This window comes from Sphingobium sp. CFD-1 (assembly GCF_024611115.1).
Classification (GTDB): Bacteria; Pseudomonadota; Alphaproteobacteria; order Sphingomonadales; family Sphingomonadaceae; genus Sphingobium; species Sphingobium baderi_A.
Window position 1 is genome coordinate 1,417,722 of record NZ_CP084398.1, and the last position, 19,431, is coordinate 1,437,152.

Annotated in this window: 15 protein-coding genes and 1 tRNA gene; 12 read left to right on the top strand and 4 right to left on the bottom strand. The window is 62.2% G+C overall.

All coding sequences use genetic code 11. The features are described 5' to 3' along the window. Positions 1-2 precede the first annotated feature (2 nt). The 6 genes from LDB26_RS07360 (at position 3) to LDB26_RS07385 (ending at position 4,593) form a co-directional block, all read left to right on the top strand. On the top strand, positions 3-326 hold the full coding sequence (locus tag LDB26_RS07360; protein WP_062065463.1) for a YbaB/EbfC family nucleoid-associated protein: 324 nt from the start codon (positions 3-5) through the stop codon (positions 324-326). A gap of 130 nt (positions 327-456) precedes the next feature. Continuing rightward, positions 457-2,853: an endopeptidase La gene (lon, locus tag LDB26_RS07365; protein ID WP_257541425.1), complete on the top strand. Its 2,397-nt coding sequence runs from the start codon at positions 457-459 to the stop codon at positions 2,851-2,853. A gap of 194 nt (positions 2,854-3,047) precedes the next feature. Beyond that, entirely contained in the window at positions 3,048-3,320 is a 273-nt protein-coding gene (locus tag LDB26_RS07370; protein WP_062065469.1) for an HU family DNA-binding protein, read from the top strand. Between the two features lie 239 nt (positions 3,321-3,559). Further along, positions 3,560-3,636: transfer RNA gene (locus tag LDB26_RS07375), tRNA-His, on the top strand. A 65-nt stretch (positions 3,637-3,701) separates the two neighbouring features. Continuing rightward, positions 3,702-4,073, top strand: a complete 372-nt coding sequence (gene hisI / locus LDB26_RS07380; protein ID WP_257541427.1) for a phosphoribosyl-AMP cyclohydrolase — start codon at positions 3,702-3,704, stop codon at positions 4,071-4,073. Continuing rightward, positions 4,060-4,593 (top strand): hypothetical protein, encoded by a 534-nt coding sequence (locus LDB26_RS07385; RefSeq protein ID WP_257541429.1) that lies wholly within the window; start codon positions 4,060-4,062, stop codon positions 4,591-4,593. Before hisI ends, LDB26_RS07385 begins: the two co-directional genes overlap by 14 nt. A gap of 21 nt (positions 4,594-4,614) precedes the next feature. Here LDB26_RS07385 and LDB26_RS07390 read toward each other — a convergent pair whose 3' ends face one another. From LDB26_RS07390 to LDB26_RS07400, 3 genes are read right to left on the bottom strand one after another with little or no spacing between them, the layout of a single operon-like run. Further along, complete coding sequence (locus LDB26_RS07390) at positions 4,615-5,307, bottom strand: L,D-transpeptidase family protein (protein ID WP_257541431.1); 693 nt, start codon at positions 5,305-5,307, stop codon at positions 4,615-4,617. A gap of 59 nt (positions 5,308-5,366) precedes the next feature. Further along, complete coding sequence (locus LDB26_RS07395; protein ID WP_257541433.1) at positions 5,367-7,634, bottom strand: NADP-dependent malic enzyme; 2,268 nt, start codon at positions 7,632-7,634, stop codon at positions 5,367-5,369. A gap of 10 nt (positions 7,635-7,644) precedes the next feature. Next, a complete protein-coding gene (locus tag LDB26_RS07400) occupies positions 7,645-8,568 on the bottom strand; it encodes a LysR family transcriptional regulator (RefSeq protein ID WP_257541435.1) in 924 nt (307 codons plus the stop codon). Positions 8,569-8,657: 89 nt separating this feature from the next. On the opposite strand from LDB26_RS07400, the gene LDB26_RS07405 reads away from it, so the two are divergent. Next, positions 8,658-10,763, top strand: coding sequence for a malate synthase G (locus LDB26_RS07405; RefSeq protein WP_257541437.1), 2,106 nt, complete (start codon positions 8,658-8,660; stop codon positions 10,761-10,763). A 113-nt stretch (positions 10,764-10,876) separates the two neighbouring features. After that, the gene (gene alaS, locus LDB26_RS07410) at positions 10,877-13,534 is read left to right on the top strand and encodes an alanine--tRNA ligase (protein ID WP_257541439.1); all 2,658 of its coding nucleotides are present in this window, start codon (positions 10,877-10,879) and stop codon (positions 13,532-13,534) included. 104 nt (positions 13,535-13,638) lie between these two features. Here the strand turns inward: alaS and LDB26_RS07415 are convergent, their stop codons facing one another. Then, positions 13,639-15,423 (bottom strand): cation:proton antiporter, encoded by a 1,785-nt coding sequence (locus LDB26_RS07415; RefSeq protein ID WP_062065493.1) that lies wholly within the window; start codon positions 15,421-15,423, stop codon positions 13,639-13,641. Between the two features lie 257 nt (positions 15,424-15,680). On the opposite strand from LDB26_RS07415, the gene cofE reads away from it, so the two are divergent. The 4 genes from cofE to LDB26_RS07435 all read left to right on the top strand — a co-directional run bounded on the left by cofE (position 15,681) and on the right by LDB26_RS07435 (position 19,367). Then, positions 15,681-16,457 (top strand): coenzyme F420-0:L-glutamate ligase, encoded by a 777-nt coding sequence (cofE, locus tag LDB26_RS07420; protein ID WP_257541441.1) that lies wholly within the window; start codon positions 15,681-15,683, stop codon positions 16,455-16,457. After that, positions 16,454-17,395, top strand: a complete 942-nt coding sequence (cofD, locus tag LDB26_RS07425) for a 2-phospho-L-lactate transferase (RefSeq protein ID WP_257541443.1) — start codon at positions 16,454-16,456, stop codon at positions 17,393-17,395. Before cofE ends, cofD begins: the two co-directional genes overlap by 4 nt. A 5-nt stretch (positions 17,396-17,400) precedes the next feature. Then, a complete protein-coding gene (gene cofC / locus LDB26_RS07430) occupies positions 17,401-17,982 on the top strand; it encodes a 2-phospho-L-lactate guanylyltransferase (protein WP_257541445.1) in 582 nt (193 codons plus the stop codon). A 173-nt stretch (positions 17,983-18,155) separates the two neighbouring features. Continuing rightward, positions 18,156-19,367: an acetyl-CoA C-acetyltransferase gene (locus LDB26_RS07435; RefSeq protein WP_257542016.1), complete on the top strand. Its 1,212-nt coding sequence runs from the start codon at positions 18,156-18,158 to the stop codon at positions 19,365-19,367. Positions 19,368-19,431: the final 64 nt, after the last annotated feature.

Here is a 19,431-nt window from a genome sequence, read left to right on the forward strand (position 1 = left end):
GCATGAAGGATCTCAACGAAATATTGGGCATGGCCAATCGCGTGCAGGAAGAATTGCAGCGCGCGCAGGAAAATCTCGACAAGATTGAGGTAGAAGGTGCGGCGGGCGGCGGCCTGGTCAAGGTGCGCGCATCCGCCAAAGGCCGCATTGTCGGCGTGTCGATCGACGAAAGCCTGCTTTCCCCCTCCGAAAAGCAGATGCTTGAGGATCTCGTCACGGCTGCCTTCAACGATGCGCGCAAGAAGGCGGACGAGGTCAGCTCTTCTGAAATGGCGAAGATGACCAGCGGCCTTTCGCTTCCTCCGGGTTTCAAACTACCGTTTTGAAACGAAAACGATGGTCCCTGTTCGACGTTAACTATGTTGTCCCCATCAGGGGCGATTGATTGGTGCGATAGTCGTCCCCATAAAGACGATGAATCGCATATGGATCTGGAAAGCAGATCCCGGAGAATGAATGACTACGAACTACCCGCTTCTGCCCCTGCGTGACATCGTCGTTTTTCCGCAGATGATCGTTCCGCTGTTTGTTGGACGCGACAAAAGCGTGGCCGCGCTCGAAGCGGCGATGGAAGGCGACAAGGAGATATTCCTCGTTTCCCAGCTTGACCCGGCGGAGGATGATCCGGGCAGGGATTCCCTTTATGACACGGGCGTCGTGGCCGTGGTGCTGCAGCTTCTCAAGCTGCCCGATGGCACCGTTCGCGTGCTGGTGGAGGGCAAGCATCGCGCCCAGCTTCAATCCATGGATTCGGTTGACGGTTATCTGACCGCTACCATCCTTCCGGTGGAGGAAGCGGCGGCGGAAGGGCCGGAAGCGGCCGCCCTGATGCGTTCGGTCGCCGAACAATTCGAAAATTATGCGAAGCTCAACAAGAAGCTTCCCGCTGAAACCCCGGTCCAGCTTCGCGAGATCGAGGATGCGGGCCGTCTGGCCGATGCGGTCGCCGCCAATATCAACGTCAAGGTGTCCGACAAGCAATCGCTGCTGGTCGAGGCTGATCCGGTCAAGCGTCTCGAAATGGTGTTCGCCTTCATGGAAGGCGAGCTTGGCGTGCTTCAGGTTGAAAAGAAAATTCGCGGCCGCGTGAAGCGGCAGATGGAGAAGACCCAGCGCGAATATTATCTCAATGAGCAATTGAAAGCGATTCAGCGCGAACTGGGCAACGGCGAAGGTGAGGAAGGCGACGAACTTGCCGAACTCGCGGAAAAGATCGCCAAGACCAAGCTGAGCAAGGAAGCGCGGACCAAGGCCAGTGCCGAGTTGAAGAAGCTCAAGGCGATGCAGCCCATGTCGGCGGAGGCCACGGTCGTCCGCAATTATCTGGATGTGCTGCTGGGCCTGCCCTGGGGCAAGAAGGGCAAGGTCAAGACCGACCTCAAGCGCGCGCAGGCGATCCTGGATGAAGATCATTTCGCGCTGGAGAAGGTCAAGGACCGGATCATCGAATATCTCGCGGTGCAGGCGCGCACCAACAAGCTCAAAGGCCCGATCCTGTGCCTCGTCGGTCCGCCGGGCGTGGGCAAGACGTCGCTCGGCCGTTCCATCGCCAAGGCAACGGGCCGCGAGTTCGTGCGCCAGTCGCTGGGCGGCGTGCGGGATGAGGCCGAAATTCGCGGCCACCGCCGCACCTACATCGGCTCGCTGCCGGGCAAGGTGGTGACGAATCTTAAGAAGGCGGGCACGATGAACCCGCTGTTCCTGCTCGACGAGATCGACAAGCTAGGGCAGGATTTCCGGGGCGATCCCGCGTCCGCCCTGCTGGAAGTGCTTGACCCGGAACAGAACAGCAAGTTCCAGGATCATTATCTGGAGATCGACGTCGATCTTTCAGACGTGATGTTCGTGACGACTGCCAACTCCTTGAATTTGCCTCAACCTTTGCTCGACCGCATGGAGATCATCCGGCTGGAAGGCTATACCGAGGATGAGAAGGTGGAGATCGCCCAGCGTCACCTGCTGTCCAAGCAGATCGACGCGCACGGTCTCAAGGAAGGTGAGTTCGAAGTCACCGAAGATGCGGTTCGCGATCTGATCCGCTACTATACCCGCGAGGCGGGTGTCCGCACGCTGGAGCGTGAAATTGCCCGTCTCGCCCGCAAGGCGCTGCGGAAGATATTGGAGGGCGCTTATGACAAGATCGTCATAACGCCTGAAAATCTTGCCGATTATGCGGGTGTTCGCAAATTCCGTCATGGCGTGGGTGAGGAAGAGCATCAGATCGGGGCTGTCACCGGCCTTGCCTGGACTGAAGTGGGCGGCGAACTGCTGACGATTGAGGCGGTGACTGTATCCGGCAAGGGCTTGATCAGAACCACGGGCAAGCTGGGCGATGTCATGAACGAATCGGTTCAGGCGGCTTTTTCCTACGTGAAGGCGCGCGCGCCCGGCTATGGGATCAAGCCCAGCATCTTCAATCGCAAGGACATTCACATCCATCTGCCCGAAGGGGCGGTGCCGAAGGACGGTCCTTCCGCGGGCATTGGCATGGTTACCTGCATCGTCAGCACCTTGACGGGCATCCCGGTGCACAAAGATGTGGCGATGACCGGCGAAGTCACGCTGCGCGGCCGGGTGCTGCCGATCGGCGGACTGAAGGAAAAGCTGCTGGCCGCATTGCGCGGGGGCATCAAGACCGTGCTGATTCCGCAGGAAAATGAGAAGGACCTGGCGGAAATCCCGGCCAATATCCGTGAAGGACTCGAAATCGTGCCGGTAAGCCATGTGGATGAGGTGTTGGCCCGCGCGCTGGTGTCGCTTCCCGAAGCGATTACATGGACCGAAGAGGATGACCTTGCCGCTCAACCGCCCGCGACTTCGTGCCGGGATGGAGATGCTACGCTTCGGCACTGACAGGGGCATTCAAGGGGAATTGGCGGCAATGGGCACTGATTTCTATGCTTTTTTGTCCTGAAATGGGCAAAAATGCGGCGAACCAGAGTAGTTTGTCGCTTTCCCTTTGACAGGCGCTGAAAGCTGGGCCTTATTGCCGCGCCATACGCCGCGATTCCTAAGTCACCAAACAGCTATAAGGGGGTTCCCAAGGCATGAACAAGCAGGATCTTATCAGTGCGGTTGCCGAAAGCAGCGGTCTTAGCAAGAACGACGCCAGCAAGGCTGTCGAAGGCGTATTTGATGCTATCACAGGTGCACTGAAGAAGGGCGACGAAGTGCGCCTGGTCGGCTTTGGCACTTTTTCCGTTTCGCAGCGCAAGGCTTCGACCGGCCGTAATCCGCGCACTGGCGAGACCATGACCATCAAGGCATCTGCTCAGCCCAAGTTCAAGGCGGGTAAGGGCCTGAAGGACGCGGTCAACTGACGATCTGGGCGTTTCCCTTGGGAAGCGTCCAAGTCTTATATATTGCCGGCGTCGCGGTCGGAAGCATTTCAGGAGAGTGAGTTCGCGCCCGAATTTCCGGATGCGGACATATGCCGAAAGTGGAAAGGGGAGGGGCATGATGCCGGCCTCCCTTTTCTTTCATCCAGGCGGATTTGTCCGCTTGACGAGGGGGAATGGGCCGCATATGTGCCGCTCTCTCGACGCCGTAAGGCGCTGTGGCGATCGTAGCTCAGTTGGTTAGAGCGCCGGTTTGTGGTACCGGAGGTCGCGGGTTCGGATCCCGTCGATCGCCCCATTTTCTCCCGGACTCCTGTGATAAGGGACTTCGCATCCGGCGCTCCGCCTCTTATAGCGCAAGGCATGGACGATGCGCGCGACAAGGGACTGACCCTCAATCCCAAATATGACGATAACGGCCTCATCACGGCGGTGGTGACGGATGTGGCCACGGGCGATGTGCTCATGGTCGCGCACATGAACGCGCAGGCTCTGGCGCTCACCATCGAAACGGGCCTGGCCCATTTCTGGTCCCGCAGCCGCCAGTCGCTATGGAAGAAGGGGGAAACGTCCGGCAACATGTTGCAGGTCCGCGATCTCCGCATCGACTGCGATCAGGACGCGGTATGGATCAAGGCCACGCCCGCCGGTCCCACCTGCCATACCGGCGCGCGCACCTGCTTTTTCCGCCGCATAAGCGCGGAGGGGCTCAGCAGGGTCGATGCGGCGGACTAGCCTGTTCCTGCTCCTCTTGTTGGCGGCCTGCCAGCAGGCGGCTGGACCGGATCAGGCGGGGGGCGGAGCGGACACTCCTTCCGCCTCTGGTCTGGAACGGGCCGCCATCGAATCCGGGGTCGTCGCCGATGTCGGCAAGATATCCCCCGTCGGCCTGTTTCAACAGCGGCATGAAGCGGGGCGCGACATGCTCTGCATTGTGCCAGGCCGCAACGGAACCCTGCATTTCGGGCTGGAGGCCATTTTCGGCGCCGAACAGAGCTGCCACGGACAGGGCGCGGCCCGCAGGGCGGGAGACAAGCTGGTCCTCAGCTTCGGCGGGCGCGACCAATGCATCATCGTGGCGCAATATGATGGCGATCAGATCGCCTTGCCGGGCGTCGTCGACATGAAATGCGCCGACCTTTGCGATGGTCGCGGCTCGCTGGAAGGCGTGAGCTTTCCTCGGATAGCTGGACAGGCAGGGCCCGCCTTCGCTGCCCGGGACCGCGCGGGCGAATCGCTCTGCGCGCCGGACTGAGCGAAGCCTGTTCCGAAAGCGTCAGGCCGGGTCGGCGTGGCTGGTGTCCAGCATCCGTCCGTTGGTGATGATCGCCATGTCGCCTAATTTAGTCGCTCCGAACAGCTTCTTCGCAAAGGGCGTGGGGACGCCGATGCAGCCATGGGTCGCATTGCCCCACTGCACGTCGCTGCCGTGGATCGCCACTCCGTCATTGGTGAGCCGCAGCATATAGGGCATCGGCGCGTCATAGAGGTTCGACACATGGTCCGCGTCTTTTTCCGTGATTGGAAAGGCGCCGAGCGGGCTGGGCTTGTCATCCGCGCCGTAAAGAATGACCGCCGCCCCGATTTCATAGCCGCCGCGGAACACGGACAGGGTCTGCGCCTTGAGGTCGATAGTGATGATGACCGGGCCGGTGGTCGGCGCGCCGCTTTCGTCCCAGACATAATCGCCATGTCGGAAAGGCCCGTCGATCTTGAGCACGCGCTTCACGACAAGTGCATGGGGATCGACGGCCATCGGCTGGGATCGTGAGCGTTCGGCGGGTTTCGTGCCGGCAAGGGCGACGGCAGCCGTCTTCTTTTCTTCGGGCGAGACTTCCGCCGTCTTTCCCTCAGTCGCCGCCGGACGGTCGATCTTGCTCGCGACCAGCAGGCCCGCAGCGCCCAATCCGGCCCCGATCGCCAGCTTCGGCCCGAAGCCCTTCACTAGTCCCGTCAGGAAACCTGCCATGATCCGCTAACCCGCTCCGTTCCATTGCCGTGCTGTAATGTGACGGGAAAAGGTTAAGGTCAGCCTTCCCGCGCTACTTCCGCCGCCGCAATGGCGGTCAGGTTCAATATCCCGCGTGAGGTGACGCCCGGCGTCAAAACATGGATCGGCTGTGAAAGGCCCATCAGCATCGGCCCCACCGTGGGCGAACTGGAAGAGGCCGACAGCGCCGTCAGCGCGATGTTCGCCGAATCCAGGTTGGGCATGACCAGCAGGTTCGCTGGCCCTTCGAACCGCGAATCGGGGACCAGCCGGTCGCGCAACGCCTGACTGAGGGCCGCATCCGCATGCATTTCGCCATCCACGGCCAGATCGGGTGCGGCTTCACGCACCAGCTTCAGTGCCGCCCGCATCTTGCGCGCACTGGGGCTGTGCGAAGCCCCAAAATTGGAATGAGAGAGCAACGCCACCCGCGGTTTCAATCCGAAATAGCGCAGCTCCGTCGCCGCCAGCAATGTCATCTCCGCAATCTGTTCCGGCGTCGGATCGGGCACCATATGGCTGTCCGTGATGAACAGCGCGCCCGCGTCCAGGATCAGCCCCGACAGCGCATAGGCGCGCCCATAGCCCGGCTCCCGGTCGATGATCCGCAGCACATGCTCGACCTGGCCCCAATATTCCGAATTGCCGCCGACTAATGCCGCGTCGACCTTGCCCAGTCGCAGCAGCATGGCCGCGGTCACGGTTGGCCGACGATAGACATGGCGCAAAATCTCGGCGGCTGGCACTCCCTTACGCGCCGCTATCGTGCGATAGCCATCGACCAGTTCCTGCATGACGCCATGGTCGGTTTCCGGGTCGATCACCTCGACATCCCGGTCCAGTTCGAAACGCAGGCCCAGATCGGGCAGCTTCTGTTCCAATATCCGCCGGCGCGCAACGATGACGGGGCGCACGATCCCTTCGTCCAGTGCGTCCTGAATGGCGCGCAGCACGCGCGCATCCTCGCCTTCGCCATAGACAATGCGCCGATGGGTGCCCCGTGCCGCCTCGAACACCGGCAGCATGAGCTGGCCCGAACGCGTATTCTGGCGGGCCAGCGCGCGCCGATATTCGTCGATATCCAGCGTCCGCTTCGCCACGCCGCTATCCATCGCCGCCCTGGCGACGGCCGGCGCAATTTCCGCGATCAGGCGCGGGTCGAATGGGGTGGGAATGATATATTCCGGCCCGAACACCAGTTTACGCCCGCCATAGGCCTGCGCCACGTCGTCATGCGCGGGTAGGCGAGCAAGGGCTGCGATGGCTTCGGCAGCCGCCGCCTTCATCGCCTCGTTAATCTGCGTCGCGCCAGCGTCCAGCGCCCCCCGGAAGATATAGGGGAAGCACAGGACATTATTGACCTGATTGGGAAAGTCCGACCGCCCCGTCGCGACGATGGCGTCGGGCCGGGCCGCCCGCGCCACGTCCGGCAGGATTTCCGGCTCCGGATTGGCGAGCGCGAAGATCAACGGGCTATCCGCCAGCAAAGGCAGCCATTCCGGCTTCAACACGCCCGGCGCCGACAGGCCCAGAAAGATGTTCGCCCCCGGCAGCACTTCCGGCAGGGTCCGCGCATTGGTGACGCGGGCATAGCGCGCCATATTGGGCAACATGCCTTCGCGCCCGGAATGGATCACGCCGTCCTTGTCGGTCATCGTCACATGCTCGACCGGCAGGCCCATGGACACCAGCAGGTCGACGCAGGCCAGCGCCGCCGCGCCCGCGCCCGACGTTACCAGCCGCGCTTCGGCCAGCGTCTTGCCCTGCAGGACCAGCGCATTGCGGACCGCCGCCGCCACGACGATGGCCGTGCCGTGCTGATCGTCGTGAAAGACCGGGATGTTCATCCGTTCCTTCAACCGCGCTTCGATGGCGAAGCATTCCGGTGCCTTTATGTCCTCCAGATTGATGCCGCCGAAGGTCGGTTCCAGCAGCGCCACCGCTTCGACGAACTTGTCCGGGTCGGTCGTGTCCACCTCTATGTCGAACACGTCGATATCGGCGAACTTCTTGAAGAGGACGGCCTTGCCTTCCATCACCGGCTTGGACGCCAGCGCGCCGATGGCGCCCAGCCCTAGCACCGCCGTGCCATTGGAAATCACCGCGACCAGATTGCCGCGCGCGGTATAATCCAGTGCCTTGTCGGGGTCTGCCGCGATTTCCAGGCAGGGCGCGGCCACGCCCGGCGAATAGGCCAGTGCCAGATCGCGCTGGTTGACCATGCGCTTGGTCGGTTCGATGCGAAGCTTGCCCGGTTGGGGAAAGCGGTGGTAGTCGAGCGCGGCGCGGCGTGTATTGTCGTCCATGGGGGGAGCCTTAGAAGTCCTGCGCCGCCGGGGCAATGGCCGTCCCCTCCCACGGCGGCGTCGGCTGATATAATCCAGCCAGAAAATCAATGAAGGCGCTCAAGGCCAGCGGTGGATTGGGCTGGGGCAGGTGAACCGCGAACAGGCCGACGTCCGCCGATCCTTCCCATGCGGGCAAGATTTGCCGCACCTGTCCCAGCGCCAGCGCCTCGCTGATGTCCCAGAGCGAACGCAGCGCGATCCCCGTGCCCGCGATCGCCAGTTCACGCACGACCTCGCTGCTGTTGGTGGGGACATGGCTCACTCCGCCCACGCTGATGGCGCCGTCTGGGCCGGTCAGCCGCCATGGCAACTGCCCCTCCGCTGCCAGCAGCCTGTGTTTTTTGAGGTCCGCTATGTCCTGCGGAGCGCCGAACCGCTCCAGATAGGCGGGCGCGGCGCACAATATCCGCCTGTTGGTCGCGAGCCGCCTTGCCACGAGGCCCTGTCCCGGATCGACGGTGATGCGTATGGCAAGATCGGCCCGCGTGGCAAGCAGGTCGGCATAGTCATCCGACAGGTCGATATGCAGCGTAACGCGGGGATGTGCATCCATGAACCGCCCCAGATGCGGCGCGATATGCATCCGCCCGAAGGATGTGGGCGCGGTGATCCGTATCGTCCCCGAAGCTTCCTCACAGGCGCCCGACACGCGCCTTTCCGCTGCGTCCAGCGCCGTCATTATCTCCCGCAGGTCGTCATGCAGTCGCTCGCCCGCGGGCGTCAGCGCCAGCCTTCGCGTCGTGCGATGGATCAGCCGCGCGCCCAGCCTTTCCTCCAGCCGCACCAGCCGCTTCGACACCATGGCGGGCGAAATGCGAAGCCGCCGCCCTGCCGCGGCCAGTCCGCCTTCCTCCACTATGGCGGCGAAGAGATCGTAATCCGGGTCCATCATAATTTCACCACAGGAAATTCTGAATTTATATAATATCCCCTACTGCACATAATGCGGACCGTCTATGCTTTATGGCAAAGGAGCATCGCATGACGAACATGATCGACAAAGCCGGCCTTCAGGTCGCCCGGCCCCTCGCCGCCTTCATCGAAGAGCGCGTCCTTCCCGGCACCGGCATCGACGCGCCGGCCTTCTGGTCCGGCGCGGCGGCGATCTTCGCCCGATTCGCCCCGGAAAACGCGGCCCTGCTCGCCAAGCGCGATAATCTCCAGAGTCGGATCGACGCCTTCTACAGCGACCGCGCGGGCCAACCCGGCAACGCGGCGGACTTGCGCGCTTTCCTCCAGGAAATCGGCTATCTCGTCCCCGAACCCGCGCCCTTCACCGTCACCAGCGACAATGTCGACGATGAAGTCGCCCGCCTTGCCGGACCGCAGCTCGTCGTGCCGATCCTCAACGCCCGTTTCCTCCTCAACGCCGCCAATGCGCGCTGGGGCAGCCTTTATGACGCGCTCTATGGCACGGATGCCATCCCTGGCGCTCCGGCGGGGAAGGGCTATGACGCCGGGCGCGGCGCGCAGGTCATCGCCTGGGCAAAGGCGTTTCTCGATCAGGCTGTCCCGCTCGCCGGCGGCAGTTGGGCGGGTCTCACCGATGCGGAAGGCATTTCCCTTGCCGATCCGACCCAGTATCGCGGCAAGAACGGGAAGGGGCGCCTGTTCCGCCACAACGGACTTCACATCGAAGTCGTGTTCGACCGCGATCATCCCATCGGCAAGGACGATCCGGCGGGCATTGCCGATGTGATCCTCGAATCCGCGCTGACCACCATCTGCGACCTTGAGGACTCCGTCGCCGCCGTCGATGCGGAGGACAAGGTCGCCGCCTATGCCAACTGGCTGGGCCTGATGCAAGGCGACCTCACCGACACCTTCGAAAAGAATGGCGCGATGATGACCCGCGCCCTCAACGCCGACCGCAGCTATACCGCGCCCGACGGCGGCAGCTTCACCTTGCCCGGCCGTAGCCTGCTTCTGGTCCGCAATGTCGGCCATTTGATGACGACGCCCGCCATTCTCCTGCCCGACGGCCGCGAAGCGCCCGAAGGCATTCTCGACGGCATCGTCACCAGCCTGATCGCGATGCACGACCTCCAGCGCAAGGGCGGCTTCGCCAACAGCCGCTCAGGCAGCGTCTATATCGTCAAGCCCAAGATGCACGGGCCGGAGGAAGTGGGTTTCACCAACCGCCTCTTCGACGCCATCGAGGACATGCTGGGCCTCGCCCGCCATACGCTGAAAGTCGGCGTCATGAACGAGGAGCGCCGCACCTCCGCCAATCTTGCCGCCTGCATCGAGGCGGTGAAGGGCCGGATCATCTTCATCAACACCGGCTTCCTCGACCGCACGGGGGATGAGATGCACACGGCGATGCGCGCCGGTCCCATGATCCGCAAGGGCGAGATGAAGGCGAGCGACTGGATCGCGGCCTATGAGGACCGCAATGTCCAGATCGGCCTCGCCTGCGGCCTTTCGGGGCGCGCGCAGATCGGCAAGGGCATGTGGGCCGCGCCCGACCGCATGGCCGATATGCTGGAACAGAAGATCGGCCATCCCAGGAGCGGCGCGAACACCGCCTGGGTGCCGTCGCCGACCGCCGCGACGCTCCACGCGACGCACTATCATCAGGTCGATGTCTTCGCTCGTCAGGCCGAACGGCGCGCCGAACCCATAGCGCCGCTCGAAAAGCTGCTGACCGTTCCCGCCGCCTCCGGCCGCAACTGGTCGGCCGAGGAAATCGCCGAGGAACTGGACAATAACGCGCAAGGCATATTGGGCTATGTCGTGCGCTGGGTGGATCAGGGCGTCGGCTGCTCGAAGGTGCCGGACATTCACGATGTCGGCCTCATGGAGGATCGCGCGACCCTTCGGATTTCCTCCCAGCATATAGCGAATTGGCTGCTACACGGTGTCTGCACGGCGGAGCAGGTGGATGCCGCCTTCAAACGCATGGCAGTCAAGGTCGACACGCAGAATGCGGGCGATCCCCTCTATCAGCCTATTAGCGGTCGCGAGGAGGAAAGCCTTGCCTATCAGGCTGCCCGCGCGCTGGTCTTCGAAGGGGTGACGCAGCCCAATGGCTATACAGAACCGCTGCTGCACCGATATCGCGCCCTTGCCAAGGCGGCGAGCTGAGGGAAATGGACGGGCGGCGCATCAACGCCACCCGTCCCGCCAGATGATCCAATCGACCGATGCGATGAAAAGCCCCGCTTGTGCGCCGGGGCGCTTCCCACTAAATCGCCCCCATGACCTCGACCAACGACATTCGCCGATCCTTCCTCGAATATTTCGGAGCGAACGGCCACACCATCGTCCCGTCCGCACCTCTGGTGCCACATAACGACCCGACGCTCATGTTCGTCAATGCGGGCATGGTGCCGTTCAAGAATGTCTTCACGGGCCTTGAAACCCGGCCTTATACGACGGCGACCTCCAGCCAGAAGTCGGTGCGTGCCGGCGGCAAGCATAACGACCTCGACAATGTCGGCTACACCGCGCGGCACCATACTTTTTTCGAAATGCTGGGGAATTTCAGCTTCGGCGATTATTTCAAGGAACAGGCGATTCTCCATGCCTGGACGCTGTTGACGAAGGAGTGGGGGCTTGCGGCGGAAAAGCTGACCGCGACGGTCTATCACACCGATGACGAGGCGTTCGACCTGTGGAAGAAGATCGCGGGCCTGCCCGATCACAGGATCATCCGCATCCCGACGAAGGACAATTTCTGGGCCATGGGCGACAGCGGCCCGTGCGGTCCCTGCTCGGAGATTTTCTACGACCATGGCGAGCATATCTGGGGCGGCCCTCCCGGATCGCCGGAAGAGGATGGCGACCGTTTCGTCGAGATATGGAACCTCGTCTTCATGCAGTTCGAGCAGGAAGCGAACGAGATCGTCGGCAACCTGCCTAGGCCCAGCATCGACACCGGCATGGGGTTGGAGCGCATCGCCGCCGTCATGCAAGGGGTGCACGACAATTACGACACCGACACCTTCAAGGCGCTGATCGCGGAATCGGGCGCGCTGACCCGCACAGCGACCGACGGCGAATACAAGGCGAGCCATCGCGTCATCGCGGACCACCTCCGCTCGACCAGCTTCCTGATCGCGGACGGGGTGCTGCCCGCCAATGAGGGCCGGGGCTATGTCCTTCGCCGGATCATGCGCCGCGCGATGCGCCACGCCCATATCATCGGCGCGAAGGAGCCGCTGATGTATCGCCTCGTCGGCGGCCTCGTGTCCGAAATGGGCGGGGCCTATCCCGAACTGGTGCGCGCGCAGCCGCTGATCGAGGAAACGCTGCTGCGGGAGGAAACGCGTTTTCGCAAGACGCTGGAAAACGGCCTGAAACTGCTCGACGAAGCCACCGTCGGTCTTGGCGAGAGCGGGACGTTGCCGGGCGAGACGGCGTTCAAGCTCTATGACACCTATGGCTTCCCCTATGACCTCACCGAGGACGCGCTGCGTTCGCGCGGGTTGGGCGTGGACCGGGACGGCTTCGACAAGGCGATGGCCGAGCAGAAAGCCGCCGCCCGCGCCGCGTGGAAGGGTTCGGGCGAAAAGGCGTTGGACGAAATCTGGTTCGACATCGCGGAAAGCGCGGGAAGCACCGAGTTTATCGGCTACAACTCGACAGAGGGCGAAGGCGAAGTGCTGGCGCTGGTCAAGGATGGCGCGCGCGTCGACGGCGCTGGGCCCGGCGATGAAGTGACAATCATTACAAACCAGACGCCTTTCTATGGCGAAAGCGGTGGCCAGATGGGCGATGCGGGTAGCATCACGTCGCAGACCGGGCTGGTCGCGGACGTGTCAGATACCGCGAAGCCGCTCGGCCGCCTGAACGCACACCGGGCGAAGGTTGGCGCGGGCAGCATCAAAATCGGCGATACCGTGCATTTGAGCGTCGATAGGGACCGCCGCGACCGGCTGCGCGCCAATCATAGCGCGACCCATTTACTTCATGCGGCGCTTCGCAATCGACTCGGCGCGCATGTGACGCAGAAGGGGAGCCTGGTGGCGCCGGATCGTCTGCGTTTCGATTTCTCGCACCCCGAAGCGTTGACGCATAGCCAGATTGCAGCGGTCGAGGCCGATGTGAACGAGCAGGTTCGTCATAATGAAGCGGTCACGACCCGTCTGATGACGCCAGACGATGCGGTGTCGGCCGGAGCGCTGGCGCTGTTCGGTGAGAAATATGGCGATGAGGTCCGCGTTCTTTCCATGGGGCGTGGCGACGAACACAGCTATTCGGTGGAATTGTGCGGCGGCACCCACGTCCGGGCGACGGGTGATATCGCGCTCTTCAAGATCATTTCGGAAAGCGCGGTTTCCTCAGGCGTTCGCCGTATTGAGGCGCTGACGGGCGAGGCTGCCCGTCTATGGCTGTCCGATCGCGAGGATCGCTTGCGTCAGTCGGCGGCGGCGCTCAAGACGACGCCGGAGGAAGTGCCTGTCCGTATCGCGGCGCTGGTGGAACAGAGCCGGAAACTGGAGCGGGAGTTGGCTGAAGCGAAGAAGGCGCTGGCTCTTGGCGGCGGCAGCGGTTCGGCTCAACCGGCGGGGCTGGAACAGGTAGGGAATGTCAACTTTATTGGTCAGGTAATCGAAGGCCTGGACCCCAAGGAACTGCGCGGCATTGTTGATCAGAACAAGACGACGCTGGGCAGCGGTGTTTCGGCGGTTTTGGCTGTCACTGATGGCCGGGCCAGCATTGCCGTGGGCGTGACCGATGATCTGATGGGCAGCATCAGCGCGGTCGACCTGGTCCGCGCGGGCGTGGAAACTCTTGGAGGGAAGGGCGGCGGCGGTCGGCCGGACATGGCGCAGGGCGGTGGCCCAGACGGCGACAAGGCCGCTGCGGCCATAGAAGCCGTAAAGGCAGCGTTGGCGCAAGTTCCCGCTTGAGGGAAGGCGCGCGTCAGGCCGGAGCGATAGGACTCTCCGGCCTGACGCCACGCTGGCCTTGTTTGGATTGAAGCGCCTTCACAGGACCGCGCTCGGGACCGAATTTAAGGCACTTCGTCGGCGCGCAGGCGGCGCAGTTTCGGCGCGTTTTCAAGCTGCGCGGCGTCCTTGATCCCGATACGGAGGTCTTCGCGCATCTGGTGAACGGAGGCTATCACCGGTCCCATGGCGATGCCGAGATCGACGAGCGCGGTCTCCGCCAGTTGCAACGAGCTTTCCAGCGTTTCGGGTACGGCGTCGCTCGCCCCCGCCCGATAAAGCTGCGCGGCATGTTCGGTATCGCGGGCGCGGGCGATGATGGGAAGATCAGACACCCAGCCGCGCACCCGCTTGGTCACGCGGACAGACAGCACCGGATCATCCATGGTCAGGATCAACGCGCGGGCATGCCCCAATCGCAGCCGATCGAGCATTTCCGCTCGCGATACATCGCCAAAGAGGATCGGATAGCCGCTTCGGCGGGCTTCGGCGACCACATCCGGGTCGGATTCCACAACGATGAACCGCTGCTTATGCATTTTGAGCAGATCGCACACCATGCGGCCAACACGTCCAAAGCCAATGACAACGGCGGCGGCCTCTATCAGTTCTTCCTTCACCTCCACTGCTTCCTCGCCCAGCGCCATTTCAAGGCGGCGGGCGATGTCGTGGCCGATGCGGGCGAGAAGCGGCGTGATGGTAAGGCCGATTGCGGTCACGATCTGCCAGAAAGCTGCGGTGGAAGGGAGGATCAGTTTGGCCGCCGCTGCCGCCGACAGCACGATCAGCGTGGTTTCAGACGGGCTGGACATCAGTACGCCAACCTCCAGCGCCACGCCCTTACGTGCGCCGGAGAAATAAAGGAGCGCCGCCGTCACCAGCGTTTTGGCGAGGATGACCCCCATGACGGCCAGCACCAGACTTGGCCAGTTGGCGAGGATGACGCGTATGTCGAGGCTCATGCCCACGGTGATGAGGAAAACGCCCAGCGCCAGTCCCTTGAACGGCGCGGTCATCACTTCGACCTCGCCATGATATTCGGTTTCGGCGATCAGCAGACCCGCCAGCAGCGCGCCGACGATGGGGGACAGGCCCGCGATGGACGTGGCAAGGCTGGAAACGATCACCACCAGCAGACTGGCGGCAAGGAAAACCTCGGGGCTCTTGGTGCGTGCGGCCTGGCTGAAGATATGAGGCAGAATGATGCGACCGAGCACCAGCATGATAGCAATGGTGATGCCGCCCCTAAGCAGCGTGCTCGCCAATTCGCCCCATGCACCATCGGGGCTTGCTGCAACGGAAGGGGCGAGCGCGCCCAGCATGAAAATGATGGGGACGAGCGCCAGGTCCTCAAACAGCAGCATCGAAAAGGCGGCGCGTCCCACCGCGCTCTGGGTGCCGACCATGGGAAGCACCACGGCGGTTGAGGACAATGCGAGCGCGAGGCCAAGGCCGATCGCGCCCGCCGTGGGCTGACCCAATATATAAAGACCTGCGGCGATCAGCAGGCCGCTGCCGAGCAGCTCGGCGGCACCAACGCCGAACACCTGCGTCCGCATGGTCCATAAGCGACGAAAACTCAGTTCCAACCCTATGGAAAACAGCAATAGTATGACGCCAAGTTCCGCGAAGGGCTCTATCGCCTCCTGATTGGATATGGTGATATGATAAAGCCAGGGATATTGGCCCACCAGCGATCCCAGCCCCGCCGGGCCGACCGCGAGGCCTACCAAGATGAAACCGATGACCGGGCTGATGCGGAAACGGGCAAATCCGGGAATGACCAGACCGGCTGCGCCGAGGATGACAAGGGAATCACTGAAGCTTTGAGGATTGATTGCGCCGGCCATGCCCTATCATCGCGGCGTGGCATGCGAATATCCAGAGTTTTTCAGTAGAAATATCCAGATGCCATCATCAGCCATCGCGACTGACGATGAAGACGGTGGTCGTTCCGGCGGGAGAAATCGGTCTGCGCGCATCATATGCGGGATTGCTTTGCGATTCAGTGTTGCGGAGGGCTTGACCTCCGTGCTGATCGCCCTCAATCGTCGATACAAGATGCCCGGTTCCGGCATTCGCATCACGGGGGTTCGACCGTTTCATCATGACTTCTGCCGCATCGGCCACCGCCACCCTGCTTGCCCTGGGCGGCATGCCTATGATCGGGCAGGGCGACGATCTTTCCGGAATGATCCTTGATGCGCTGGAGCGGTCGGGAGAAATTTTGCTGGATGGCGACATCATCGTTCTCGCGCAGAAGATTGTGTCGAAGGCGGAAGGGCGGGCCGTTTCTCTGGCGCAGGTCGTGCCTTCCACCGAGGCGAGGGAACTGGCGTTGCGATGCGATAAGGACCCACGTCTTGTAGAACTGGTCCTTTCCGAAACGGATGAGGTGATGCGTGTCCGTAAAGGCGTGCTCGTCGTCCGTCATCGGCTGGGCTTGGTGTTGGCCAACGCAGGCATCGACCAGTCGAACATCACGCAGGATGAAGACGGTGTCGCGCTCTTGCTGCCGCTTGATCCAGACGCCAGCTGCGCGGTCATCCGGGAAGAGATCGTACGGCGGACGGAAAAGGATATCGCTGTTTTGATCATTGACAGTCTGGGTAGGGCCTGGCGCAAGGGCACCTGTGGCATCGCCATCGGTGTGAGCGGAATGGCCGGACTGCTGGATCTGCGCGGCGCACCGGATTTGCACGGACGACAACTTCAGACAAGTGAGTTAGGCCTTGCCGACGAAGTGGCAGCGGCGGCATCGCTGGTCATGGGACAGGGCGACGAAGGGCGGCCGGTCGTTCTTGTCCGGGGTGTCGGCCGCGGACGTTCCAAAGGCAGCGCTGCCGAATTGATCCGCGAGCCTGAGCTGGACCTTTTCCCATGAGCGTGCTGGCATTGGCAGGTGGCGTGGGCGGAGCGAAACTCGCCAATGGACTTGCCGCGATATTACCGCTGGGGACACTTACCATAGCGGTCAACACGGGCGATGATTTCGAGCATCTCGGATTGCTTATCTGTCCCGATCTCGACAGCGTGACCTATGCGCTGGCGGATATGAACAATGTGGAACTGGGCTGGGGCGTTGCGGATGAAAGCTGGGCCTTCATGGATGCCATTGCCCGGCTGGGTGGCGAAACATGGTTCCGGCTGGGTGATCGCGATCTGGCGACGCATATCCTGCGACGGCAGCTCATGCAGCAGGGGGATTTGTCCGCAGCGACGGATGAAATCGGGCGGCGCCTTGGTATAGCGCAGAGGATTGTGCCGATGAGCGATGATCCGGTCCGGTCCATCGTGTCGACGGATCGTGGGGATCTGCCTTTTCAAGATTATTTCGTCCGCTATCAATGCGCGCCGCGATTTGAATCGATCCGCTTTGACGGAGTCGAGAAGGCGCGGCCCAGTGCTGGATTTCTCGCGGCGCTCGGTGATCCGGCGCTGGAAGCCATCATTCTCTGCCCGTCCAATCCACTGCTGTCGATTGCGCCGATATTGGCGGTGCCGGGCGTGCGCGAACATATTGTCAACCGGAACGTGCCCTGCATCGCCCTGTCGCCTTTCATTGCGGGGCAGGCGGTTAAGGGACCGGCAGCCAAGATTATGACCGAGTTGGGCATTGCCACCACGCCGGCAGCCGTGGCCACCCATTATGGCGAACTGATCGACGGATTGGTGATCGATACCGCTGACGTGGGCGCATTGTCAGGCAAGCGGCCGGCCCTTTTTGCCACGGATATATTGATGCGCGATCCGGTGGATCAACGGCGTCTGGCGAGCGAAGTGCTGGACTTTGCGCGTGCTCTGGGCGCGACCGCGCGCTAAGCCGCATGGCAGGCACCATCATCATTCCAGTCAAGCCTTTCCATGAAGGTAAAACCCGGCTTGCGTCCATCCTGACCCCGGAACAGCGGAAACGGCTGAGCCGCGATTTCTTCCAGCATGTCCTTACGTTGGCCAAGGACCGGACATTGAATGCAGAAGTGCTGGTAGTCAGCCGGTGTCAGGAAGCCTTGGAGATGGCGCGTAAAGCTGGTGCCCGAAGCATGATTGAGCGGGGACAGGGCCAGAACGGCGCGCTGGAGCAGGCGATGGGCCGGGTAAATGGATCGGTTTTGTTGTTGAGTTCAGACCTTCCCTTCCTGATCACGGAAGATCTCGCAGTCATGCTCGCGTTGGGAGAAACCGTGGATGTCGGAATCGCCACGGACAAAGCAAGGACCGGCACTAACGCGCTTTTTCTGGGCCAGCCACGCCTGATCCGTCCTTGTTTCGGGCCGGATAGCCGTGCGCTGCATGAAGCAGAGGCGGACGGGGCGGGGTTGCGCTGGACAGTGGTAGAACGGATCGGCTTGGCTCATGACGTGGATCGACCCGAAGACCTGCTGTTTCTGAACAATCGCTCCTGTTGACTTAGCGGGGAAGTTGCTGGCCGCGCTGGGCGACCCGAGGCGGCACAGGATGGCATCATATGTCTGCCCGGGCGGCGAGCAAGATATTGGTGGAGCGTTTGGGGTTTTTCCTCTGCATCGACGGCGATTCGCATGCTAGGAATTATCGGTATCTACTCGAAAGGATCCTCCTAATGTCGCTGCGCCGGGCCGCAATTGTTTCGCCCATTCGCACTCCCGTGGGAAAATTTCTTGGCAGTCTGTCCCCGGTTTCAGCAGGAGAACTGGCGGCAGTGATCATGCGAGCACTGATCGGCCGCTCCGGGGTGGATCCTGACAGGATCGATGATATCGTATTTGCCCAGGCCTATGGCAATGGCGAAGCGCCGTGTGTCGCGCGCTGGTCCGCGCTCGCCGCCGGTCTGCCTATCTCGATCCCCGGCTATCAACTCGACCGGCGTTGCGGCTCTGGTTTGCAAGCAGTGATCAATGCCGCGATGATGGTGCAAACAGGAGCAGCCGACGTTGTGGTGGCGGGTGGCGTGGAAAGCATGTCAAATGTCGAATATTATTCGACTGACTTGCGGAAGGGCGCCCGTGCTGGCTCCGTAACCATGCACGACCGGTTGATTCGTGGCCGGATCATGTCGCAACCTGCCGCACGGTGCGGCGTCATCAGTGGAATGATCGAAACAGCCGAAAACCTGGCACGGGACTATGACATCACGCGCGCCCAATGCGATGCCTACGCGGCGGCCAGCCATCAGCGTGCCACTGCGGCATGGGCAAATGGCGTTTTTGCCGATGAGATCGTTCCCGTACCTGTCCCGCAAAAGCCAGGCGATCCGCTGATGTTTAGCCATGACGAGGGATATCGCCCGGATGCGACGGCGGAATCGCTCGCAACATTGCGTCCCCTAGAGGGCGGCGTCGTCACTGCGGGGAATGCCAGCCAGCAAAATGATGCCGCTGCAGCTTGCCTGGTGGTCGCGGAGGATAAATTGGCTGAACTGCGGTTGGAGCCGATTGCATGGTTTCACAGTTGGGCGGCAGCGGGCTGTGAACCCTCGCGCATGGGGATAGGGCCAGTTCCTGCCGTGGAACGGCTATTCGCTCGATCCGGGCTTGGCTGGAGTGATATTGACCTTATCGAACTGAACGAAGCCTTTGCGTCTCAGGTGTTGGCTGTGCTCAAGGGGTGGGGGTGGAGCGCGACGGACGAACGCCACGCCCTCCTCAATGTAAATGGGTCGGGCATTTCCCTTGGTCACCCGATTGGTGCGACGGGAGGACGGATTCTCGCCAATCTGACCCGTGAACTCAAACGGCGCGGTGGACGCTTTGGATTGGAGACGATGTGCATTGGAGGGGGGCAGGGCATCGCGGCGATATTCGAAGCAGCCTGATCGCACAAAACCAAGGCGGCGCGGACGGACTTCTCCGGCACACTGAACATTGATTCCGTGTTCA